General features: G+C 70.9%; 13 protein-coding genes. 10 read left to right on the top strand and 3 right to left on the bottom strand.

Annotated elements, in window-relative coordinates:
- Positions 1-42 precede the first annotated feature (42 nt).
- The 3 genes from secD to GB932_RS16810 are packed head-to-tail and all read left to right on the top strand — an operon-like array spanning position 43 to position 5,037.
- Complete coding sequence (secD, locus tag GB932_RS16820) at positions 43-1,755, top strand: protein translocase subunit SecD (RefSeq protein ID WP_156761868.1); 1,713 nt, start codon at positions 43-45, stop codon at positions 1,753-1,755.
- The gene (secF, locus tag GB932_RS16815; protein ID WP_156761867.1) at positions 1,755-2,741 is read left to right on the top strand and encodes a protein translocase subunit SecF; all 987 of its coding nucleotides are present in this window, start codon (positions 1,755-1,757) and stop codon (positions 2,739-2,741) included. Before secD ends, secF begins: the two co-directional genes overlap by 1 nt.
- 46 nt (positions 2,742-2,787) lie before the next feature.
- Positions 2,788-5,037: a RelA/SpoT family protein gene (locus GB932_RS16810; RefSeq protein ID WP_156761866.1), complete on the top strand. Its 2,250-nt coding sequence runs from the start codon at positions 2,788-2,790 to the stop codon at positions 5,035-5,037.
- Here the strand turns inward: GB932_RS16810 and GB932_RS16805 are convergent.
- The 3 genes from GB932_RS16805 to GB932_RS19540 form a co-directional block, all read right to left on the bottom strand.
- On the bottom strand, positions 5,007-5,576 hold the full coding sequence (locus tag GB932_RS16805) for a type IV toxin-antitoxin system AbiEi family antitoxin (RefSeq protein ID WP_156761865.1): 570 nt from the start codon (positions 5,574-5,576) through the stop codon (positions 5,007-5,009). The two genes, GB932_RS16810 and GB932_RS16805, sit on opposite strands and share 31 nt — an antisense overlap.
- A 50-nt stretch (positions 5,577-5,626) precedes the next feature.
- A complete protein-coding gene (locus GB932_RS16800) occupies positions 5,627-7,012 on the bottom strand; it encodes a DUF349 domain-containing protein (RefSeq protein WP_231916272.1) in 1,386 nt (461 codons plus the stop codon).
- An 80-nt stretch (positions 7,013-7,092) separates the two neighbouring features.
- Positions 7,093-7,314, bottom strand: coding sequence for a hypothetical protein (locus GB932_RS19540; RefSeq protein WP_231916271.1), 222 nt, complete (start codon positions 7,312-7,314; stop codon positions 7,093-7,095).
- Between the two features lie 107 nt (positions 7,315-7,421).
- Here GB932_RS19540 and GB932_RS16795 point away from each other — a divergent pair, with 107 nt between their 5' ends.
- The 7 genes from GB932_RS16795 (at position 7,422) to GB932_RS16765 (ending at position 15,394) form a co-directional block, all read left to right on the top strand.
- Entirely contained in the window at positions 7,422-8,750 is a 1,329-nt protein-coding gene (locus GB932_RS16795) for a replication-associated recombination protein A (protein WP_156761863.1), read from the top strand.
- 158 nt (positions 8,751-8,908) lie between these two features.
- Entirely contained in the window at positions 8,909-9,538 is a 630-nt protein-coding gene (gene rpsD / locus GB932_RS16790; RefSeq protein WP_156761862.1) for a 30S ribosomal protein S4, read from the top strand.
- 119 nt (positions 9,539-9,657) lie between these two features.
- Complete coding sequence (locus tag GB932_RS16785; RefSeq protein ID WP_156761861.1) at positions 9,658-9,837, top strand: hypothetical protein; 180 nt, start codon at positions 9,658-9,660, stop codon at positions 9,835-9,837.
- An 83-nt stretch (positions 9,838-9,920) separates the two neighbouring features.
- Complete coding sequence (gene alaS, locus GB932_RS16780; protein ID WP_156761860.1) at positions 9,921-12,590, top strand: alanine--tRNA ligase; 2,670 nt, start codon at positions 9,921-9,923, stop codon at positions 12,588-12,590.
- A complete protein-coding gene (ruvX, locus tag GB932_RS16775) occupies positions 12,587-13,057 on the top strand; it encodes a Holliday junction resolvase RuvX (RefSeq protein WP_156761859.1) in 471 nt (156 codons plus the stop codon). Before alaS ends, ruvX begins: the two co-directional genes overlap by 4 nt.
- 10 nt (positions 13,058-13,067) lie before the next feature.
- Entirely contained in the window at positions 13,068-14,579 is a 1,512-nt protein-coding gene (mltG, locus tag GB932_RS16770; protein WP_156761858.1) for an endolytic transglycosylase MltG, read from the top strand.
- Positions 14,549-15,394, top strand: a complete 846-nt coding sequence (locus tag GB932_RS16765) for a shikimate dehydrogenase (protein WP_231916270.1) — start codon at positions 14,549-14,551, stop codon at positions 15,392-15,394. Before mltG ends, GB932_RS16765 begins: the two co-directional genes overlap by 31 nt.
- Positions 15,395-15,452: the final 58 nt, after the last annotated feature.

Here is a 15,452-nt window from a genome sequence, read left to right as displayed (position 1 = left end):
CCGTGTGACACATCGACAGCGACTCACGTAAGGGATCCCGTCGTGGCGACTGCCCCTCCGACGCGCCGAGCATGGCGCGCACTCATCGGCCTGCTCGCGATCACGCTCGTGCTCTTCGGCGCGAACGCGCTCGGCGTGCACGTGTTCAAGCAGGGCACCTGGGTGCCAGAGCTCGCGCTCGACCTGCAGGGCGGCACGCAGATCATCATGGAGGCCGACACCGGCGGCGTGACGCCGACGTCGGAGCAGATGGCGCAGGCGGTCGAGATCATCCGACAGCGCGTCGACGCGTCCGGCGTCTCCGAGGCGACGATCACGACGCAGGGATCCGACGACATCGTCGTGCAGATCCCCGGCAACGCCGATGACGAGACGCGCGAGCGCATCCAGGCGAGCGCGCAGATGCAGCTGCGCCCCCTGCTCTACTCCGCGAACCCCGCGACCTCCTTCGTCGGCGAGGACGGCGAATCGACGCCGTACCCGACGCCCGATCCGTCGCTCAACGCGGAGCCGACGGCCGAGCCGACGAACGCGAGCGATCTCGCCTGGGTCACAGACGCGCTGTGGGCCGAGATGCTCGCATACGACTGCACGGCCGAGTCGAACGACCCGGCGCACGCGCCGGCCGACGAGCCGCTCATCACCTGCGACGCCGCCGGCACGGAGAAGTACATCCTCGGTCCTGTCGAGCTCGACGGATCCGCGATCGACGACGCGCAGGCCGGCATCAGCCAGACCAACGGCCAGTGGCTCGTGACGATCGACTTCGACGGCCAGGGCGCCGAGATCTTCGGAGACGTCAGCCAGCGCCTCTTCAACATGCAGGATCCGCAGAACCGATTCGCGTTCGTGCTCGACGGCGCCGTGATCTCCGCACCGTCGATGGACGGCATCATCACGAACGGCCAGCCGCAGATCTCCGGCCCCGGCATCACGGAGGACAGCGCCAAGACGCTCGCCGATCAGCTGCGATTCGGCGCGCTGCCGATGAGCTTCGAGGTCGTCTCGAGCGACACGATCTCGGCGACGCTCGGCTCACAGCAGCTGATGATCGGCCTCGTCGCCGGCCTCATCGGCCTCGCGCTCGTGGCGCTCTGGGTGCTGCTCGTCAGCTACCGCGCGCTCGGATTCGTGATCATCGCCTCGCTCGCCGTCATGGCGGTGCTCACATTCGTGATGCTCTGCCTGCTGTCGTGGCGCATCGACTATCGCCTGTCGCTCGCGGGCGTCGCGGGCCTGATCGTGACGATCGGCTTCACCGCGGACTCGTTCATCGTGTACTTCGAGCGCATCCGCGACGAGCTGCGCGACGGCAAGAGCGCAACCGCCGCCGTCGAGGACGGCTGGGCGCGCGCGCGCCGCACGATCTTCATCTCGAAGTCGATCAACGTGCTCGCGGCGGTCGTGCTGTACATCCTCGCCGACGCGACGGTGAAGGGCTTCGCCTTCACTCTCGGCCTCACGACGCTTCTCGACATCCTGATCTTCGTGATCTTCACCCACCCGGTGATGCAGCTGCTCGTCCGCACGGGCTTCTTCGGAGGCGGGCACAAGCTCTCGGGGCTCGACCCGCAGGCGCTCGGCGCCGTCTATCGCGGCCGCGCGCGCTTCCGCGAACCCGTCGGAGTCGGGCCGCGCAACCGGCGGTCTCGGAACGAGGCGGAGCGCCGCCAGACGATCGCCGAGCGCAAGCTCGCGGCCGAGAAGACGGGCACGGGCGATACCGGCCACACGAGCGGGGAGGGCGACGCCTGATGCGCACCATGAACGAGCTCGGCAACGACCTCTACACCGGCAAGACGTCCGTTCCGTTCGTGGAACGGCGCAGGACGTGGTTCCTCATCGCGATCGCGCTCGTCGTGATCTCGGCCCTCGCGCCGTTCGTGCGCGGAATCGAGCCGTCGATCGAATTCACGGGCGGATCGCAGTTCACGATCTCGAACCCGTCGACGACCGACCAGGCTGTCGCGACCGACACCGTGGGCGATCTCGTGCCGGACGCGGAGGCGACCGTGACGATCGTCGGCGGCAGCGATGTCCGCGTGCAGACGTCGACGCTCTCGAACGACGAGACCCGCGACCTCGCGGCGGCCCTCGCCGAGGCCTATGGCGTGTCCGTCGACGAGGTGACGGATTCGTTCATCGGCCCGTCGTGGGGCGCCGAGGTCACCAAGCAGTCGCTGTGGGGCCTCGCGATCTTCCTCGCCCTGACGTTCCTGATCCTCGCGATCTACTTCCGTACCTGGAAGATGTCGGTCGCCGCCATCGTCGGCCTCGTCGACGTGCTCGTCGTGACGATCGGGATCTACTCGCTCGCGGGCTTCCAGATCTCGCCGTCCGCCGTCATCGGGTTCCTGACGATCCTCGCGTACTCGCTGTACGACACCACGGTCGTGTTCGACAAGATCCGAGAGAACACGCAGGAGGAGCAGGGGGATCGCACCTTCGGCGAAGCGGTGAACCTCGCGGTCAACCAGACGCTCGTGCGTTCGATCAACACCTCGGTGGTCGCCGCGCTGCCGGTGGCGGCGATCCTCTTCATCGGCGTGTTCGGGATGGGCGCGGAGACGCTCAGCGACATCTCGCTGTCGATCTTCGTCGGCATCATCGTCGCGACCTACTCGACCCTGTTCGTCGCGGCGCCGTTGTATTCGCTGCTGCGCGAGCGCGAGCCCGCGATCGCTCAGCGCGACGCCCGCGTTCGCGAGCAGCGTGCTGAGGCCGGCTCGGACGACGCCTAAGATGAGTGCATGAGGGCTCGTTCGGACGCCGGCGGGGCGAGACACGATGGCTGACCCCGTGTCGTCTCCTCCCTCGGGCCCGAGCCTCCGCTGGCTCGTGCCGCGCATCTTCACCCGCGCGAAGCCGAACGAGTCCGTCCGCCGTCTGACGGAGTCGGTCAGGGCGAACCATCCGCGCGTCGACCTCAGCATCATCGAGAAGGCCTACCGCGTCGCGGAGGAGAAGCACGCGGGGCAGAAGCGCCAGAGCGGCGAGCCGTACATCACGCATCCGCTCGCGGTCGCACAGATCCTCGCGGAGCTCGGCCTCGGGCCCAAGGCGATCGCCGCCGCGCTCCTGCACGACACCGTCGAGGACACGGGCTACCCGCTCGACGACCTCACGGCCGAGTTCGGCGACGAGGTCGCCCTGCTCGTCGACGGCGTGACGAAGCTCGACAAGGTCAAATACGGCGAGAGCGCGCAGGCCGAGACGGTGCGCAAGATGATCGTGGCGATGTCGAAGGACGTCCGCGTGCTCGTCATCAAGCTCGCCGACCGCCTGCACAACGCACGCACGTGGGGCTTCGTCCCGCCGGAGAAGGCGAAGAAGAAGGCGACGGAGACCCTCGAGATCTACGCGCCGCTCGCGCATCGCCTCGGCATCGCGGCGATCAAGAGCGAGCTCGAGGATCTGTCGTTCGCCGTGCTGTACCCGAAGATCTACAACGAGATCGACAGCCTCGTGAAACAGCGCACGCCGCAGCGCGAGCAGTACGTGCAGAAGGTCATCGGCGAGGTCAACCGCGACCTCGGCGATCTCCGTGTGCGCGGATCGGTGTCGGGGCGTCCGAAGCAGCTGTACTCGGTGTACCAGAAGATGGTCGTGCGCGGCCGCGAGTTCGACGACATCTACGATCTCATCGGGATCCGCGTCATCGTCCCGACGGTGCGCGACTGCTACGCGGTCCTCGGCGCCATCCACGCACGCTGGACGCCGCTGCCGGGGCGCTTCAAGGACTACATCGCGACGCCCAAGTTCAACCTCTATCGCTCGCTGCACACGACGGTGATCGGGCCGGGCGGCCGCACCGTCGAGATCCAGATCCGCACGCAGGAGATGCACCAGCAGGCCGAGTACGGCGTCGCCGCGCACTGGATGTACAAGGAGCGCATGACGGCGACGGGCGGCCGGCCCGACGAGCGCGCCTCCAGCCAGGACATGGCGTGGATCGCGCGCCTGAGCGACTGGCAGGCCGAGACGAAGGATCCGGGGGAGTTCCTCGATTCTCTGCGCTTCGAGATCGGCGCGAAGGAGGTCTACGTCTTCACGCCGAAGGGGCGCGTGATCGGGCTCCCGACCGGCGCGACGCCCGTCGACTTCGCCTTCGCCGTGCACACCGAGATCGGCTTCCGCACGATGGGCGCCAAGGTCAACGGACGCCTCGTGCCCCTCGAGACAGAGCTGCACTCGGGCGATGTCGTCGAGGTGTTCACGTCGAAGAACCCCGACGCCGGGCCGAGCCGCGACTGGCTCACCTTCGTCAAGAGCACCCGCGCCCGCAACAAGATCCGCTCGTGGTTCACGAAGGAGCGCCGCGACGAGGCCATCGAGCAGGGCAAGGAGGACATCGCCCGCGCGATGCGCCGCCACAACGTCTCGTTCGCCCGCCTCAAGGACGCGCTCCCCGAGCTCGTCGCGAACATGCACTACCACGACGTCTCCGCGCTGTACGCCGCGGTCGGCGAGGGGCATGTGTCGGCGCAGTCGGTGCTCGAGAAGGTGCAGGCCGCGCTGAGCGACGCCGACGCCGCGACCGGCCCCGTGGACCTGCCGCCGACGGCGAGCCAGCGCCCGCGCGTGGGCGACTCCGGCGTCCTCGTGCGCGGCGCCCCCGACATCCTCGTGAAGCTCGCGAAGTGCTGCACGCCGGTGCCGGGCGACGAGATCGTCGGATTCGTCACGCGGGGCAGCGGTGTGAGCGTGCACCGCGCCGACTGCGCGAACGTCGCCTCGCTCCAAAAGGATCCGGAGCGCATGATCGAGGTGCAGTGGGCGCCGTCGACGAAGGCCGTGTTCCTCGTGCACATCCAGGTCGAAGCGCTCGACCGTGGCGGGCTGCTCAGCGACATCACGCGGATCCTGTCGGAGCACCACGTGAACATCCTCTCGGCCTCCGTTCAGACCACGCGCAACCAGCTCGCCCTGAGCAGATACGTGTTCGAGATGGGCGACACGGTGCACCTCGACCGCGTGCTGAACGCCGTGCGCCGCATCGAGGGCGTCTACGACGTGTACCGCGTCACCTCGTCCTGACCCGTCTCGAGCAGGCGCGCCGTGCGCGCGGTGTACCGCAGGCGACGCCCGCGCCTGAGCCAGGCGAGGATCCGCGGGTGCAGGTCGGTGCGCGCGACGAACCAGCGGATGGCCTCGAGCTGATCGGGCCGGCCGCCGCCCGTGAAGGCGGCGCGGGACACGTCGTAGCAGGTGCGCTCGATCGTGGTGATGTGCGCTCCGGCGATGGTCTCGACATCGCCGGGCGGCATGGGCCAGGCGTGCGAGATGACGCCGGCGCGCCAGTGGCGCCTCACGGGGGTGCCCGCGAGGCGCTGGACCTCGTGGGGATCCGGCTCGTGCGCCAGCGCGCCGTGGACCCACGCCGCGGTCACCCCGACCGCGACGAGACCGTCGGCGAGCACATCGCGGGCGGCGCCGGCGCGGACCGTCGCGCTCGGCGGCAGAAGCGACGGCGCGTAGCCCGTGCGCGAGACGCGCGCGAGGTCGCCGTCGAGCCGCGCGGCTGACAGCTCGGCCACGGAGAGGGGATCGGGGCTGAGGAACGCGGAAGGGGCCATGCCGCGAGTATCGCGCGGCACGGCCCCCTTCGGGAACGCCTGTGGATAACTCAGCCGTCGATGGCGCGCAGCCACGCCGTGCGGGCGTCGATGGCCTCCTGTGCCTCGCGCGCGGCGCGCTCGTCGCCGGCGGCCTTCGCGGCCTCGAGGTCCTTCTCGAAGCCCTCGATCGACTCGCGCAGCTGCGAGCCCATGTCGTTGGCGCGCGCCTTCGTCTCGGGATTGTTGCGCTTCCAGTCGACGTCCTCGCGGTCCTTCAGTGCCTGCTCGATCCGGCGCATGCGGCCGTCGAGGTCGCGCTCGACCTCGCGCGGGAAGATGCGGCCGACCTCGTCCCAGCGGCGCTGGATGCCGGTGAGGACCTGGCGCGCCTTCTTGAGATCGGCGATGTCGGCGACCTCCTTCGCCTCCTCGAGGAGCGCCTCGCGCTCCTCGATGCGCGGCGCGGACTCGGCGACCTCCTCGGCGCTGCGCTCGGCGCGCGCGTGGTACAGCAGGTCGCCGGCGGCCTTGAAGCGCGCCCAGAGCGCGTCGTCGGCCTTGCGGCCGGCGCGGCCCGCGTCCTTCCACTCGTCGAGCAGGGCGCGGTAGGCGGGGATCCCGTCCTCGCCCTGCGAGGCGAGGGCCTCCGCACGCTCGATGATGCGCGTCTTCTGCGACTTGGCCGCCTTGTGCACATCGTCGAGCTCGGAGAAGAATGCGCGGCGGGCGCGCTCGACCTTCGAGCGGGCGTCGCGGAAGCGCTTCCAGAGGCCCTGCGCGGTGCCGCGGGGGATCCGAGGGCCGGTCTTCTGATGCGTCTGCCACTCGGCGAAGAGGTCGTTCAGCTCGGCGGTCGCCTGCTTCCACTGGACCTGCTGCGGGTCGCGCGCCGCGAGCTGCTCGACCTTCTCGACGATCGCGGTGCGCTCGGCGATCGCGGCATCGACGGCCTCGCGCTGGGCGGCCGCCTCCTGGGCGCTCGCCTCCGCCAGCTCGTCGATCATGGTCGTGAGGCGGCTCTCGAGGGCCGCGAGGTCCCCGACCGCGGCGGCCCCGACGACGTCGCCCTTGAGCTGCGTCGCCTGCCTGCGCAGGTCCGACGCCGCGGCGCCTCCGGCCTGGTGTCGCTGCTCGATGGTCTGCACCTTGAACGCGAGATCGTCGAACTTGCGGACGTAGTACTGCAGGGCCTCGTCGTGCGTTCCATCGGGGTACTCGCCGACGACGCGCCACTCGTCGCCCTCGCGGACGGAGACGACGCCGTTCTCGTCGACGCGACCCCATTCTGCGGCGCCGGGCGTCGCGGGGGCGGTCGCCGGGACGACGGCCGGGGCGGCATCGACCGCGGGAGCGACCGGCTTCGGACGCTTCGCGAAGGCGGCGGGACTGGGGACGGGGCCGGGCTTCGGTGCGGCGGTCTCGTCGGTCTCGGGGGTGTGGTCGGGGGTCGACACGGGAGGCTCCTCAGCGCGGGTGTCCGCGGGAAGGGGAAAGGGACGCGCCCAGCCTATGGCATCTCGGGCGGCGCGGGCAGTCACTCCTGCTCGACGACCGCCGCCTCGGCGCCGGGGCCGATCGTGTAGAACGCCGTCTGGCCGCCGACCGCGAGGAGCACGATGAGCCCGGCGGCCGCGCACGCGACGATGTTGTCGCGTCGACGGCGGGCGATCCGCGACTCCTGGAAGCGCACCCGCGCCTCGTAGGTCCTGGCGCGATCGCGCTCGGCGCGTTCGCGACGCTGCTTGGCGGTTGCCACCGTGCCTCCTCGAGGGGCGAATTCTCTGCGGAACGCCGGAGAGCCTACGCGAGGCGGACGGGCACCGCCAGCCGGGAACCGGCGCGGCATGGCCTACCGTGGAGGCGATGACTTCCTCCGGCGCTCTCTTCCAGGGGCAGACGCCGCTGGCGGTGCGGATGCGGCCGAACTCGCTCGACGAGGTCGCCGGCCAACGGCACCTGCTCGGCGCGGGCTCGCCCATCGTGGCGCTCGCGGACCCCGACGCCACGAAGCCGGGCACGGTCTCGGTGATCCTGTGGGGTCCTCCCGGCACGGGGAAGACGACGCTGGCCCAGGCGATCGCTCGCTCGTCCGGGCGCCGATTCGTCGAGCTCTCCGCCATCACGGCCGGCGTCAAGGACGTGCGCGAGGTGATGAAGCAGGCGCTCGATCAGCGCGACCTCTATGGGCAGTCGACGATCCTGTTCCTCGACGAGATCCACCGGTTCACCAAGGCACAGCAGGACGCGCTGCTGCCCGGGGTGGAGAACGGCTGGGTCATCCTCATCGCGGCGACGACGGAGAATCCGTCGTTCTCGGTGATCTCGCCCCTCCTGTCGCGGTCGCTGCTGCTCACGCTGAAGCCGCTCACGGACGACGACCTCGGCCTGCTCGTCGACAGGGCGGTCTCGGATGCGCGCGGACTCGACGGCGCGGTCGCGGTCGAACCGGAGGCGCGAGAGGCGATCATCGCCCTCTCCTCGGGGGATGCGCGTCGCGCGCTCACCGCGCTCGAGGCGGCGGCGGGGGTGGCGGTCTCGGAGCGCGACGCCGACGAGACGCCCGTCGTGACGCCGGATCGCGTCTCGCAGGCCGTGGACCGCGCCCTCCTGCGCTACGACCGCCAGGGCGATGAGCACTACGACGTGATCAGCGCCTTCATCAAGTCGATCCGCGGATCCGACCCCGATGCCGCGATCCACTACCTCGCCCGCATGATCGAGGCGGGGGAGGACCCGCGATTCATCGCGAGGCGGCTCATGGTGCACGCGGCGGAGGACATCGGCATGGCGGATCCGCGCGCGCTGCAGATCGCGGTCGCGGCGGCCGAAACGGTGCAGCTGATCGGGATGCCGGAGGCGCGGATCCCGCTCGCCGAGGCGACGATCTACCTCGCGACCGCCCCCAAGTCGGGCGCGGTGATCAACGCGATCGACGGGGCGCTGGCCGACGTGCGGGCCGGCCGTATGGGCCCGGTGCCGCTGCACCTGCGCGACGCGCACTACGCCGGGGCGAAGCGCCTCGGCCACGGCAGGGGCTATCGGTTCCCGCACGACGACCCCCGCGGCGTCCTCGCACAGCAGCACCTGCCGGATGAGCTGCGCGGCGTGCGCTACTACGAGCCGACGACGCACGGCGGAGAGCGCGAGGTCAGCGAGCGACTCGAGAGGATCCGCCGGATCCTCGAGGGCTGAGAGGCCGCGCGGGCGCCGTCTGCTAAGATTGACCGGCTCGAAGTCCGAGCACATCCCCTTCACGATTCCCGCGGGCAGTTCGGCGTACGCCCGCGAACGGGAAGAAGGCGGAATGTACGCCCGTGAAGCCGCGTCATCGCGGCACGTGAAAGGACACCATGGTCACCAAGGCACAGGACCGCCGCAAGGTCCGCCTGTCCCGCGCTCTCGGCATCGCGCTGACGCCGAAGGCCGCGCGCTACCTCGAGAAGCGCCCGTACGGCCCCGGCCAGCACGGCCGCACCAAGCGCAAGCAGGACAGCGACTACGCCGTCCGTCTGCGCGAGAAGCAGCGTCTGCGCGAGCAGTACGGCATCCGCGAGAAGCAGCTGCGCATCGCGTTCAACGAGGCCAACCGCACCGACGGCCTGACGGGTGAGAACCTCGTCGAGCTGCTCGAGATGCGCCTCGACGCGCTCGTGCTGCGCGCGGGCTTCGCCCGGACGACGGCACAGTCGCGCCAGTTCGTCGTGCACCGCCACATCCTCGTCGACGGCAAGATCGTCGACCGCCCGTCGTTCCGCGTGAAGCCGGGCCAGACGATCGAGGTCAAGGCCAAGAGCGAGGGCCTCGAGCCCTTCCAGGTCGCCGCCGCCGGTGGGCACGCCGACGTGCTGCCCCCCGTCCCGGGCTACCTCGAGGTCTCCCTCGACAAGCTGCAGGCCAAGCTCGTCGCGCGCCCCAAGCGCGCCGAGGTGCCCGTGCAGTGCGAGGTCCAGCTCGTGGTCGAGTACTACGCCGCTCGCTGATCCCTCAGCGACACGGGGCGCCGCGGACTTCGGTCCGCGGCGCCCTTCGCGTATCCGGATCCGGAAGCGCCTAGGATGGAACGACCGCCCGTGACGATGAGCGACACCGTGGAGATGACATGAAGAACGTGCTGTGGTTCCTGCTCGGCATCGTGGGCGGCTTCGTGGCCGCGCACTTCATGACCAAGGATCCCCGCGGCAATGAGCTGCTCGCCTCGATCGACGCACGCATCAGCGGCTTCACGGACACCCTGACCGAGGCCTATCACGCCGAGGTCGCCCGCGAGAACGCGGGCTGACGGCCCTCACGCCGCACACCTCGACAGGCGCCGCGCATGGCGGGGCGCCTCCGCACGCTACTGCCAAGGACACACTCCCTCACATGAAGACCGCGGAGATCGCCACCCGCTACCTCGACTTCTTCCGTTCGAAGGATCACACGATCGTGCCGTCGGCGTCGCTCGTCAGCGACGACCCGTCGATCATGTTCACGATCGCCGGGATGGTGCCGTTCATCCCGTATCTCACGGGCGTCGTGCCCGCGCCGTACGCGAGCGCCGCCGACATCCAGAAGTGCATCCGGACGAACGACATCGAGGAGGTCGGCCGGACGGCGCGCCACGGCACCTTCTTCCAGATGATGGGCAACTGGTCGTTCGGCGACTACTTCAAGGAAGGCGCCATCTCGTACGCGTGGGAGCTGCTCACGTCGAGCGAGTCCGACGGCGGCCTCGGCTTCGACGAGAAGGACCTCTGGGTCACGGTCTACGAGGACGACGACGAGGCCGAGCAGCTGTGGCGGAAGGTCGCCGGCGTCCCCGCGGGCCGCATCCAGCGCATGGGCCGCGAGGACAACTACTGGACGACGGGGCAGCCGGGCCCCGCGGGCCCCTGCTCGGAGATCTACTTCGATCGCGGCCCCGCATACGGGCGCGACGGCGGCCCCGCCGTGGACGATGACCGGTTCCTCGAGATCTGGAACCTCGTGTTCATGCAGTACGCGATCGACAACGTGCGCAGCAAGACCGAGTTCGACATCGTCGGCGACCTGCCGCAGAAGAACATCGACACGGGCATGGGTCTCGAGCGCGTCGCGTTCCTGAAGCAGGGCGTCGAGAACATGTATGAGACGGATCAGGTCCGTCCCGTGCTCGACCGCGCAAGCGAGCTGAGCGGGCGCCGCTACGGCGCCGACCACGGCGACGACGTGCGCTTCCGCGTCATCGCCGACCACGTGCGCAGCTCGCTCATGCTCCTGAGCGACGGCGTGACGCCGTCGAACGAGGGGCGCGGCTACATCCTGCGCCGCCTCATGCGCCGCACGGTGCGCTCGATGCGCCTGCTGGGCGTCGGCGAGGCGACGTTCCCCGAGCTGTTCGCGGCATCGCGCGACGCGATGAAGGCCACGTACCCCGAGCTCGAGACGGACTGGACGCGCATCTCCGACTACGCCTTCGCGGAGGAGGAGACGTTCCTGCGCACGCTGAGCGCGGGATCCACGATCCTCGACACCGCAGTGGACGCGGCGAAGAAGGAGGGGCGCGCCGCGCTCGACGGTGACAAGGCGTTCCTCCTGCACGACACGTACGGCTTCCCGATCGACCTGACGCTCGAGATCGCCGACGAGGCGGGGATCGGCGTCGACCGCGATGCCTTCGACGCGCTGATGCGCGCACAGCGCGAGCGGGCGAAGGAGGACGCGCGATCGCGCAAGCGGGCGATCGCCGATGTCGGGGTGTACCGCGAGTTCCGGGCGCAGGGCGAGACGGCCTTCACGGGCTACGACGACCTCGTCACGGAGACGCGGGTCCTCGGCCTGCTCGTGGACGGCGCCCCCGCGGATCGCGCCCTGACCGGCCAGACCGCGGAGGTGATCCTCGCGGAGACGGCGCTCTACGCCGAGTCCGGCGGCCAGGTCGCCGACAAGGGCACGATCGTCGGCAGCGGCTTCGAGCTCGACGTCATCGACGTGCAGCGCCCGGTCCCTGGCCTCGTCAGCCACACGGTGCTCGTGACCTCGGGGGAGGTCGGCGTGGGCGACCCGGCGACGACGGTCGTCGACGAGGCGAACCGCCGTCGCGCGCAGCAGGCGCACTCGGCGACGCACCTCGTGCACGCGGCCCTCCGCGACACCCTCGGCACCGGCGCCCGACAGGCCGGATCCCTCAACCGCGCGGGCTATCTCCGCTTCGACTTCGCCTGGGGCCAGGCGCTGTCCGCGGAGACGAGGACCGAGATCGAGGAGATCGCGAACCGCGCCGTGCACGACAACCTCGAGGTGACGACGCGGGTGACCAGCCTCGACGATGCGAAGGCGGCCGGCGCGACGGCGCTGTTCGGTGAGAAGTACGGCGATCGCGTGCGCATGGTCGACATCGGCGGACCGTGGTCGCGCGAGCTCTGCGGCGGCACCCACGTGCGCTCGTCGGCCGAGATCGGCCTCATCTCGCTCACGGGCGAGTCGTCGGTCGGCGCCTCGAACCGCCGGGTCGAGGCGCTCGTCGGACAGGACGCCCTCCGCGAGCTGACCGCCGAACGCGCCCTGGTGAGCGAGCTCACGAGCGCGCTCAGGACACCGCGCGACAAGCTGGCGGACCGGATCGCCGAGCTGTCGGCGAACCTCAAGCAGGCGGAGAAGCGCATCGCGCAGTTCGAGGCGCAGCAGCTGCAGCTGCGCGTACCTGAGATCGCCGCGAGCGCCGCACCGGCGGGACGCGTCGTCCTCGTCGCCGAGAACGTCGGCGAGGTCGGATCCGCCGACGACGTGCGCGCTCTCGTCACCCAGGTGCGCGAGCGCCTCGCCGGTGAGCCGGCGATCGTCGCCCTCGCAGGCGTGGCGAAGGATCGACCTGTCGTCGTGATCGGGACGACCGATCGCGCCCGCGAGCAGGGCGCGAGGGCGGGCGACCTCGTCAAGGTCGCCTCCCAGGCGCTCGGCGGTGGGGGCGGCGGCAAGCCCGATCTCGCGCAGGGCGGCGGTTCCGATGCGTCGGCGATCCCGGCGGCGCTCGATGCCGTCCGCGCGGCGGTGGAGGCGCTGCCTTCACGATGACCGGGTTCCGTCGAGGCGTGCGGCTGGGAGTCGACGTCGGGAAGGCGCGCGTCGGCGTGGCGCGCTGCGACCCTGACGGGATGCTCGCGGTACCGGTCGAGACCGTGCCGCGTGACGAACGGTCGATCGCGCGTCTCGTGGAGATCGCGGCCGAGCACGGGCCGATCGAGATCGTCGTCGGCCTCCCGCTCAACATGCGCGGCGAGGACACGCCGTCGACGGCAGATGCGCGGGAGTTCGCCGCGCTGCTGCGCGACGCCCTCCCCGCCGTTCAGGTGCGCCTCGTCGACGAGCGGCTGAGCACGGTGAGCGCGCACACGGCTCTCCGCCAGTCCGGCCGCTCGCAGAAGAAGTCCCGCGGTATCGTCGACCAGGTCGCGGCGGTCGTCTTCCTGCAGCACGCCATCGACACCGAGAAGCGCACCGGCCGGGCACCGGGTGAGGTGCTCGTGCGCGCCGAGGAGTGAACGGACCGATATGACCCAGCCCGATTCCCCCCAGGGCAGGCCGCTGACGCGGCGCGAGATGCGCGATCTGCGTGCGCGACAGGCGACCGCTGAGGCGCAGCAGGAGGCGCCGAGCGCGGCGCCCGCGGAGACGCAGAGCTCCCCGGAGCGCGGTGGCGCCGAGGCGCGGGGGCATGACGAGGCGATCGCGGGCGGCGCCGACGTCCCGCGCGACGGCGCCGCGCCGAGCGCCCCCGCCGCGCAGGCGGATCCGGTGGGCGCGTCGCCGACGGCATCGGCGCGCGACGAGCGTCGCGGCGCGCCGACCCGCGGCGATTCCCTCGGTGCCGCGCCCGCGTCCGCCGCGTCCACGGACGCCACGCTGCACGACCTCCTCGAGGGGCATCACGACGACGACCACCACGCGCCGAAGAAGCGGAAGCGTCGGGGCGGCGGCTGCCTGGCCGCCCTCATCATCGTGCTCGTGATCGTAGGCGGCATCGTCGGCGCCGGGGTCTGGGCCGTGAACACATATGGGCAGGATCTCGCCGATCGCTTCGGCATCAGCCTCTTCGGCATCGAGCCGACGCCGACCGACTACGAGGCTGGCCTCGCGACGGGCGAGGCCACCATCACGATCACGGCGGGTGACACGGGCTGGGAGGTCTCGCAGGCGCTGCACGAGGCCGACGTCACCCTCACGGAGTCGGTCTTCTACGACATGCTCGTCGCCGCGCAGGTCGACCCCGAGTTCATGCCAGGCACGTACCAGCTCCAGCAGAAGATGACGGCGAAGGCCGCGCTCGAGGCGCTCGAGGATCCGGAGAGCAAGCTCGAGGACGCCGTCGCGTACCCCGAGGGCTTCACGCTCGAGCAGATCGCACCGCGCATCGCGGTGGGCCTCGACGTCGACGAGGCCTTCGTCGACGCCGCGCTGGAGGATCCCTCCGAATACGGCGTCGACGCCGACAGCCTCGAGGGCTGGCTCTTCCCCGCGAGCTATCAGTTCGAACCCGGAACGGCGCCCCGCGCGGCGATCGCGCAGATGGTAGAGCGCACGCGCGAGTCGCTCGACGCGGCCGGTGTGCCGGACGCGCAGGCCCAGCGGGTCCTCACGATCGCGTCGATCATCCAGCGCGAGGCGCGGTACGAGGACGACTTCTACCGCGTGTCCGCCGTCATCGCGAACCGCCTCGACGAGTCGATCTCGGAGACCGGCGGCCTGCTGCAGATGGACTCGACGGCGCAGTACGGCTACGGCGAGATGCACGAGGGGCAGGCGTCGAGCTCCGAGGAGGCGCTGAACGACGACAACCCCTGGAACACCTACGTGCACGCGGGGCTCCCGGCCGGCCCGATCTCGAACCCCGGCGACCTCGCGATCGACGCGGCGATGCATCCCGCCGAGGGCTCGTGGCAGTTCTTCGTGACGGTGAACCTCGACACGGGCGAGACGGTCTTCAGCGACACCTATGCCGAGCACGAGACGCACGTCGCCGAGTGGACCGCGTGGTGTCGGGCGAATCCGGACTCCGGCTGCTGATGCCCGCCGCGCACCTCGAGGTGTGGGGTGACCCGATCGGCCACAGCCGTTCGCCCGCCCTGCACCTGGCCGCCTATCGCGCGCTCGGCCTCGACTGGTCCTTCACGCGCCGCGAGGTGCCGGAGGACCGGTTCGCGGACCAGCTCGCGCGGGCGGATGTGCGCGGGCTCGCCGTGACGTATCCGCTGAAGGAGCGCGCCTTCGCCGCAGCCGCCTGGCGCGATCGACGGGCCGAGCTCACGGGCGTCGCCAACACGCTGTGGTTCTCAGGCGGCGGCCTGCGCGCCTACAACACGGACGTGGGCGGCATCGCCCAGGCGCTGCGCGAGATCGGCGCCGATGGCGCGCGCACGGTGCGGATCCTCGGCGCGGGCGCGACCGCGACGTCGGCTCTCGTCGCGCTGAGCGAACTCGACGCGACCCGGGTCGAGATCGCGGCGCGGCGTCCCGAGCGCGCGGCGGAGCTCGTCGCGCTCGGAACGCGGGCCGGCATCGCGGCGCGCGCGGTCGCGCTCGACGAGGCGGGAGACGACGTCGAGCTGACGATCGCGACGCTCCCGGGCGGCGCACCCCTGGATCCGGCCGTCGCGGAGCGCCTCGCATCCCGCGGCGGCGTGCTCTTCGACGTCGCGTACAGCCCGTGGCCATCGGCGCTCGCGGGCGTCTGGGGCGGGTCGGCCCACCATGGGCTCCCGATGCTGCTGCACCAGGCCGTGCTGCAGGTGCGCATCTTCGCGCACGGGGATCCCGCGACGCCCCTCCCGGACGAGCCGATCGTCATCGACGCGATGCGCGGAGCGCTCGGCCGGATCTGACGCGCCCACCCGCGTCGCCGCGTGACGCCCGGTTCGTGGGGCGCGCCGCGTGGCCCTA

This window comes from Microbacterium karelineae (assembly GCF_009745985.1).
Taxonomy (GTDB): domain Bacteria; phylum Actinomycetota; class Actinomycetes; order Actinomycetales; family Microbacteriaceae; genus Microbacterium; species Microbacterium karelineae.
Note: the sequence above shows the minus strand (reverse complement) of the source record. Positions and strands in the feature narration are given on the sequence as shown.

Excerpts from the sequence above, each read along its gene's own strand:
- alaS (WP_156761860.1), top strand. The coding sequence starts at position 9,921 with ATGAAGACCGCGGAGATCGCCACCCGCTACCTCGACTTCTTCCGTTCG.
- mltG (WP_156761858.1), top strand. The coding sequence starts at position 13,068 with ATGACCCAGCCCGATTCCCCCCAGGGCAGGCCGCTGACGCGGCGCGAG.
- secF (WP_156761867.1), top strand. The coding sequence starts at position 1,755 with ATGCGCACCATGAACGAGCTCGGCAACGACCTCTACACCGGCAAGACG.
- ruvX (WP_156761859.1), top strand. The coding sequence starts at position 12,587 with ATGACCGGGTTCCGTCGAGGCGTGCGGCTGGGAGTCGACGTCGGGAAG.
- GB932_RS16785 (WP_156761861.1), top strand. The coding sequence starts at position 9,658 with ATGAAGAACGTGCTGTGGTTCCTGCTCGGCATCGTGGGCGGCTTCGTG.
- GB932_RS16805 (WP_156761865.1), bottom strand. The coding sequence starts at position 5,576 with ATGGCCCCTTCCGCGTTCCTCAGCCCCGATCCCCTCTCCGTGGCCGAG.
- GB932_RS16810 (WP_156761866.1), top strand. The coding sequence starts at position 2,788 with ATGGCTGACCCCGTGTCGTCTCCTCCCTCGGGCCCGAGCCTCCGCTGG.
- rpsD (WP_156761862.1), top strand. The coding sequence starts at position 8,909 with ATGGTCACCAAGGCACAGGACCGCCGCAAGGTCCGCCTGTCCCGCGCT.
- GB932_RS16795 (WP_156761863.1), top strand. The coding sequence starts at position 7,422 with ATGACTTCCTCCGGCGCTCTCTTCCAGGGGCAGACGCCGCTGGCGGTG.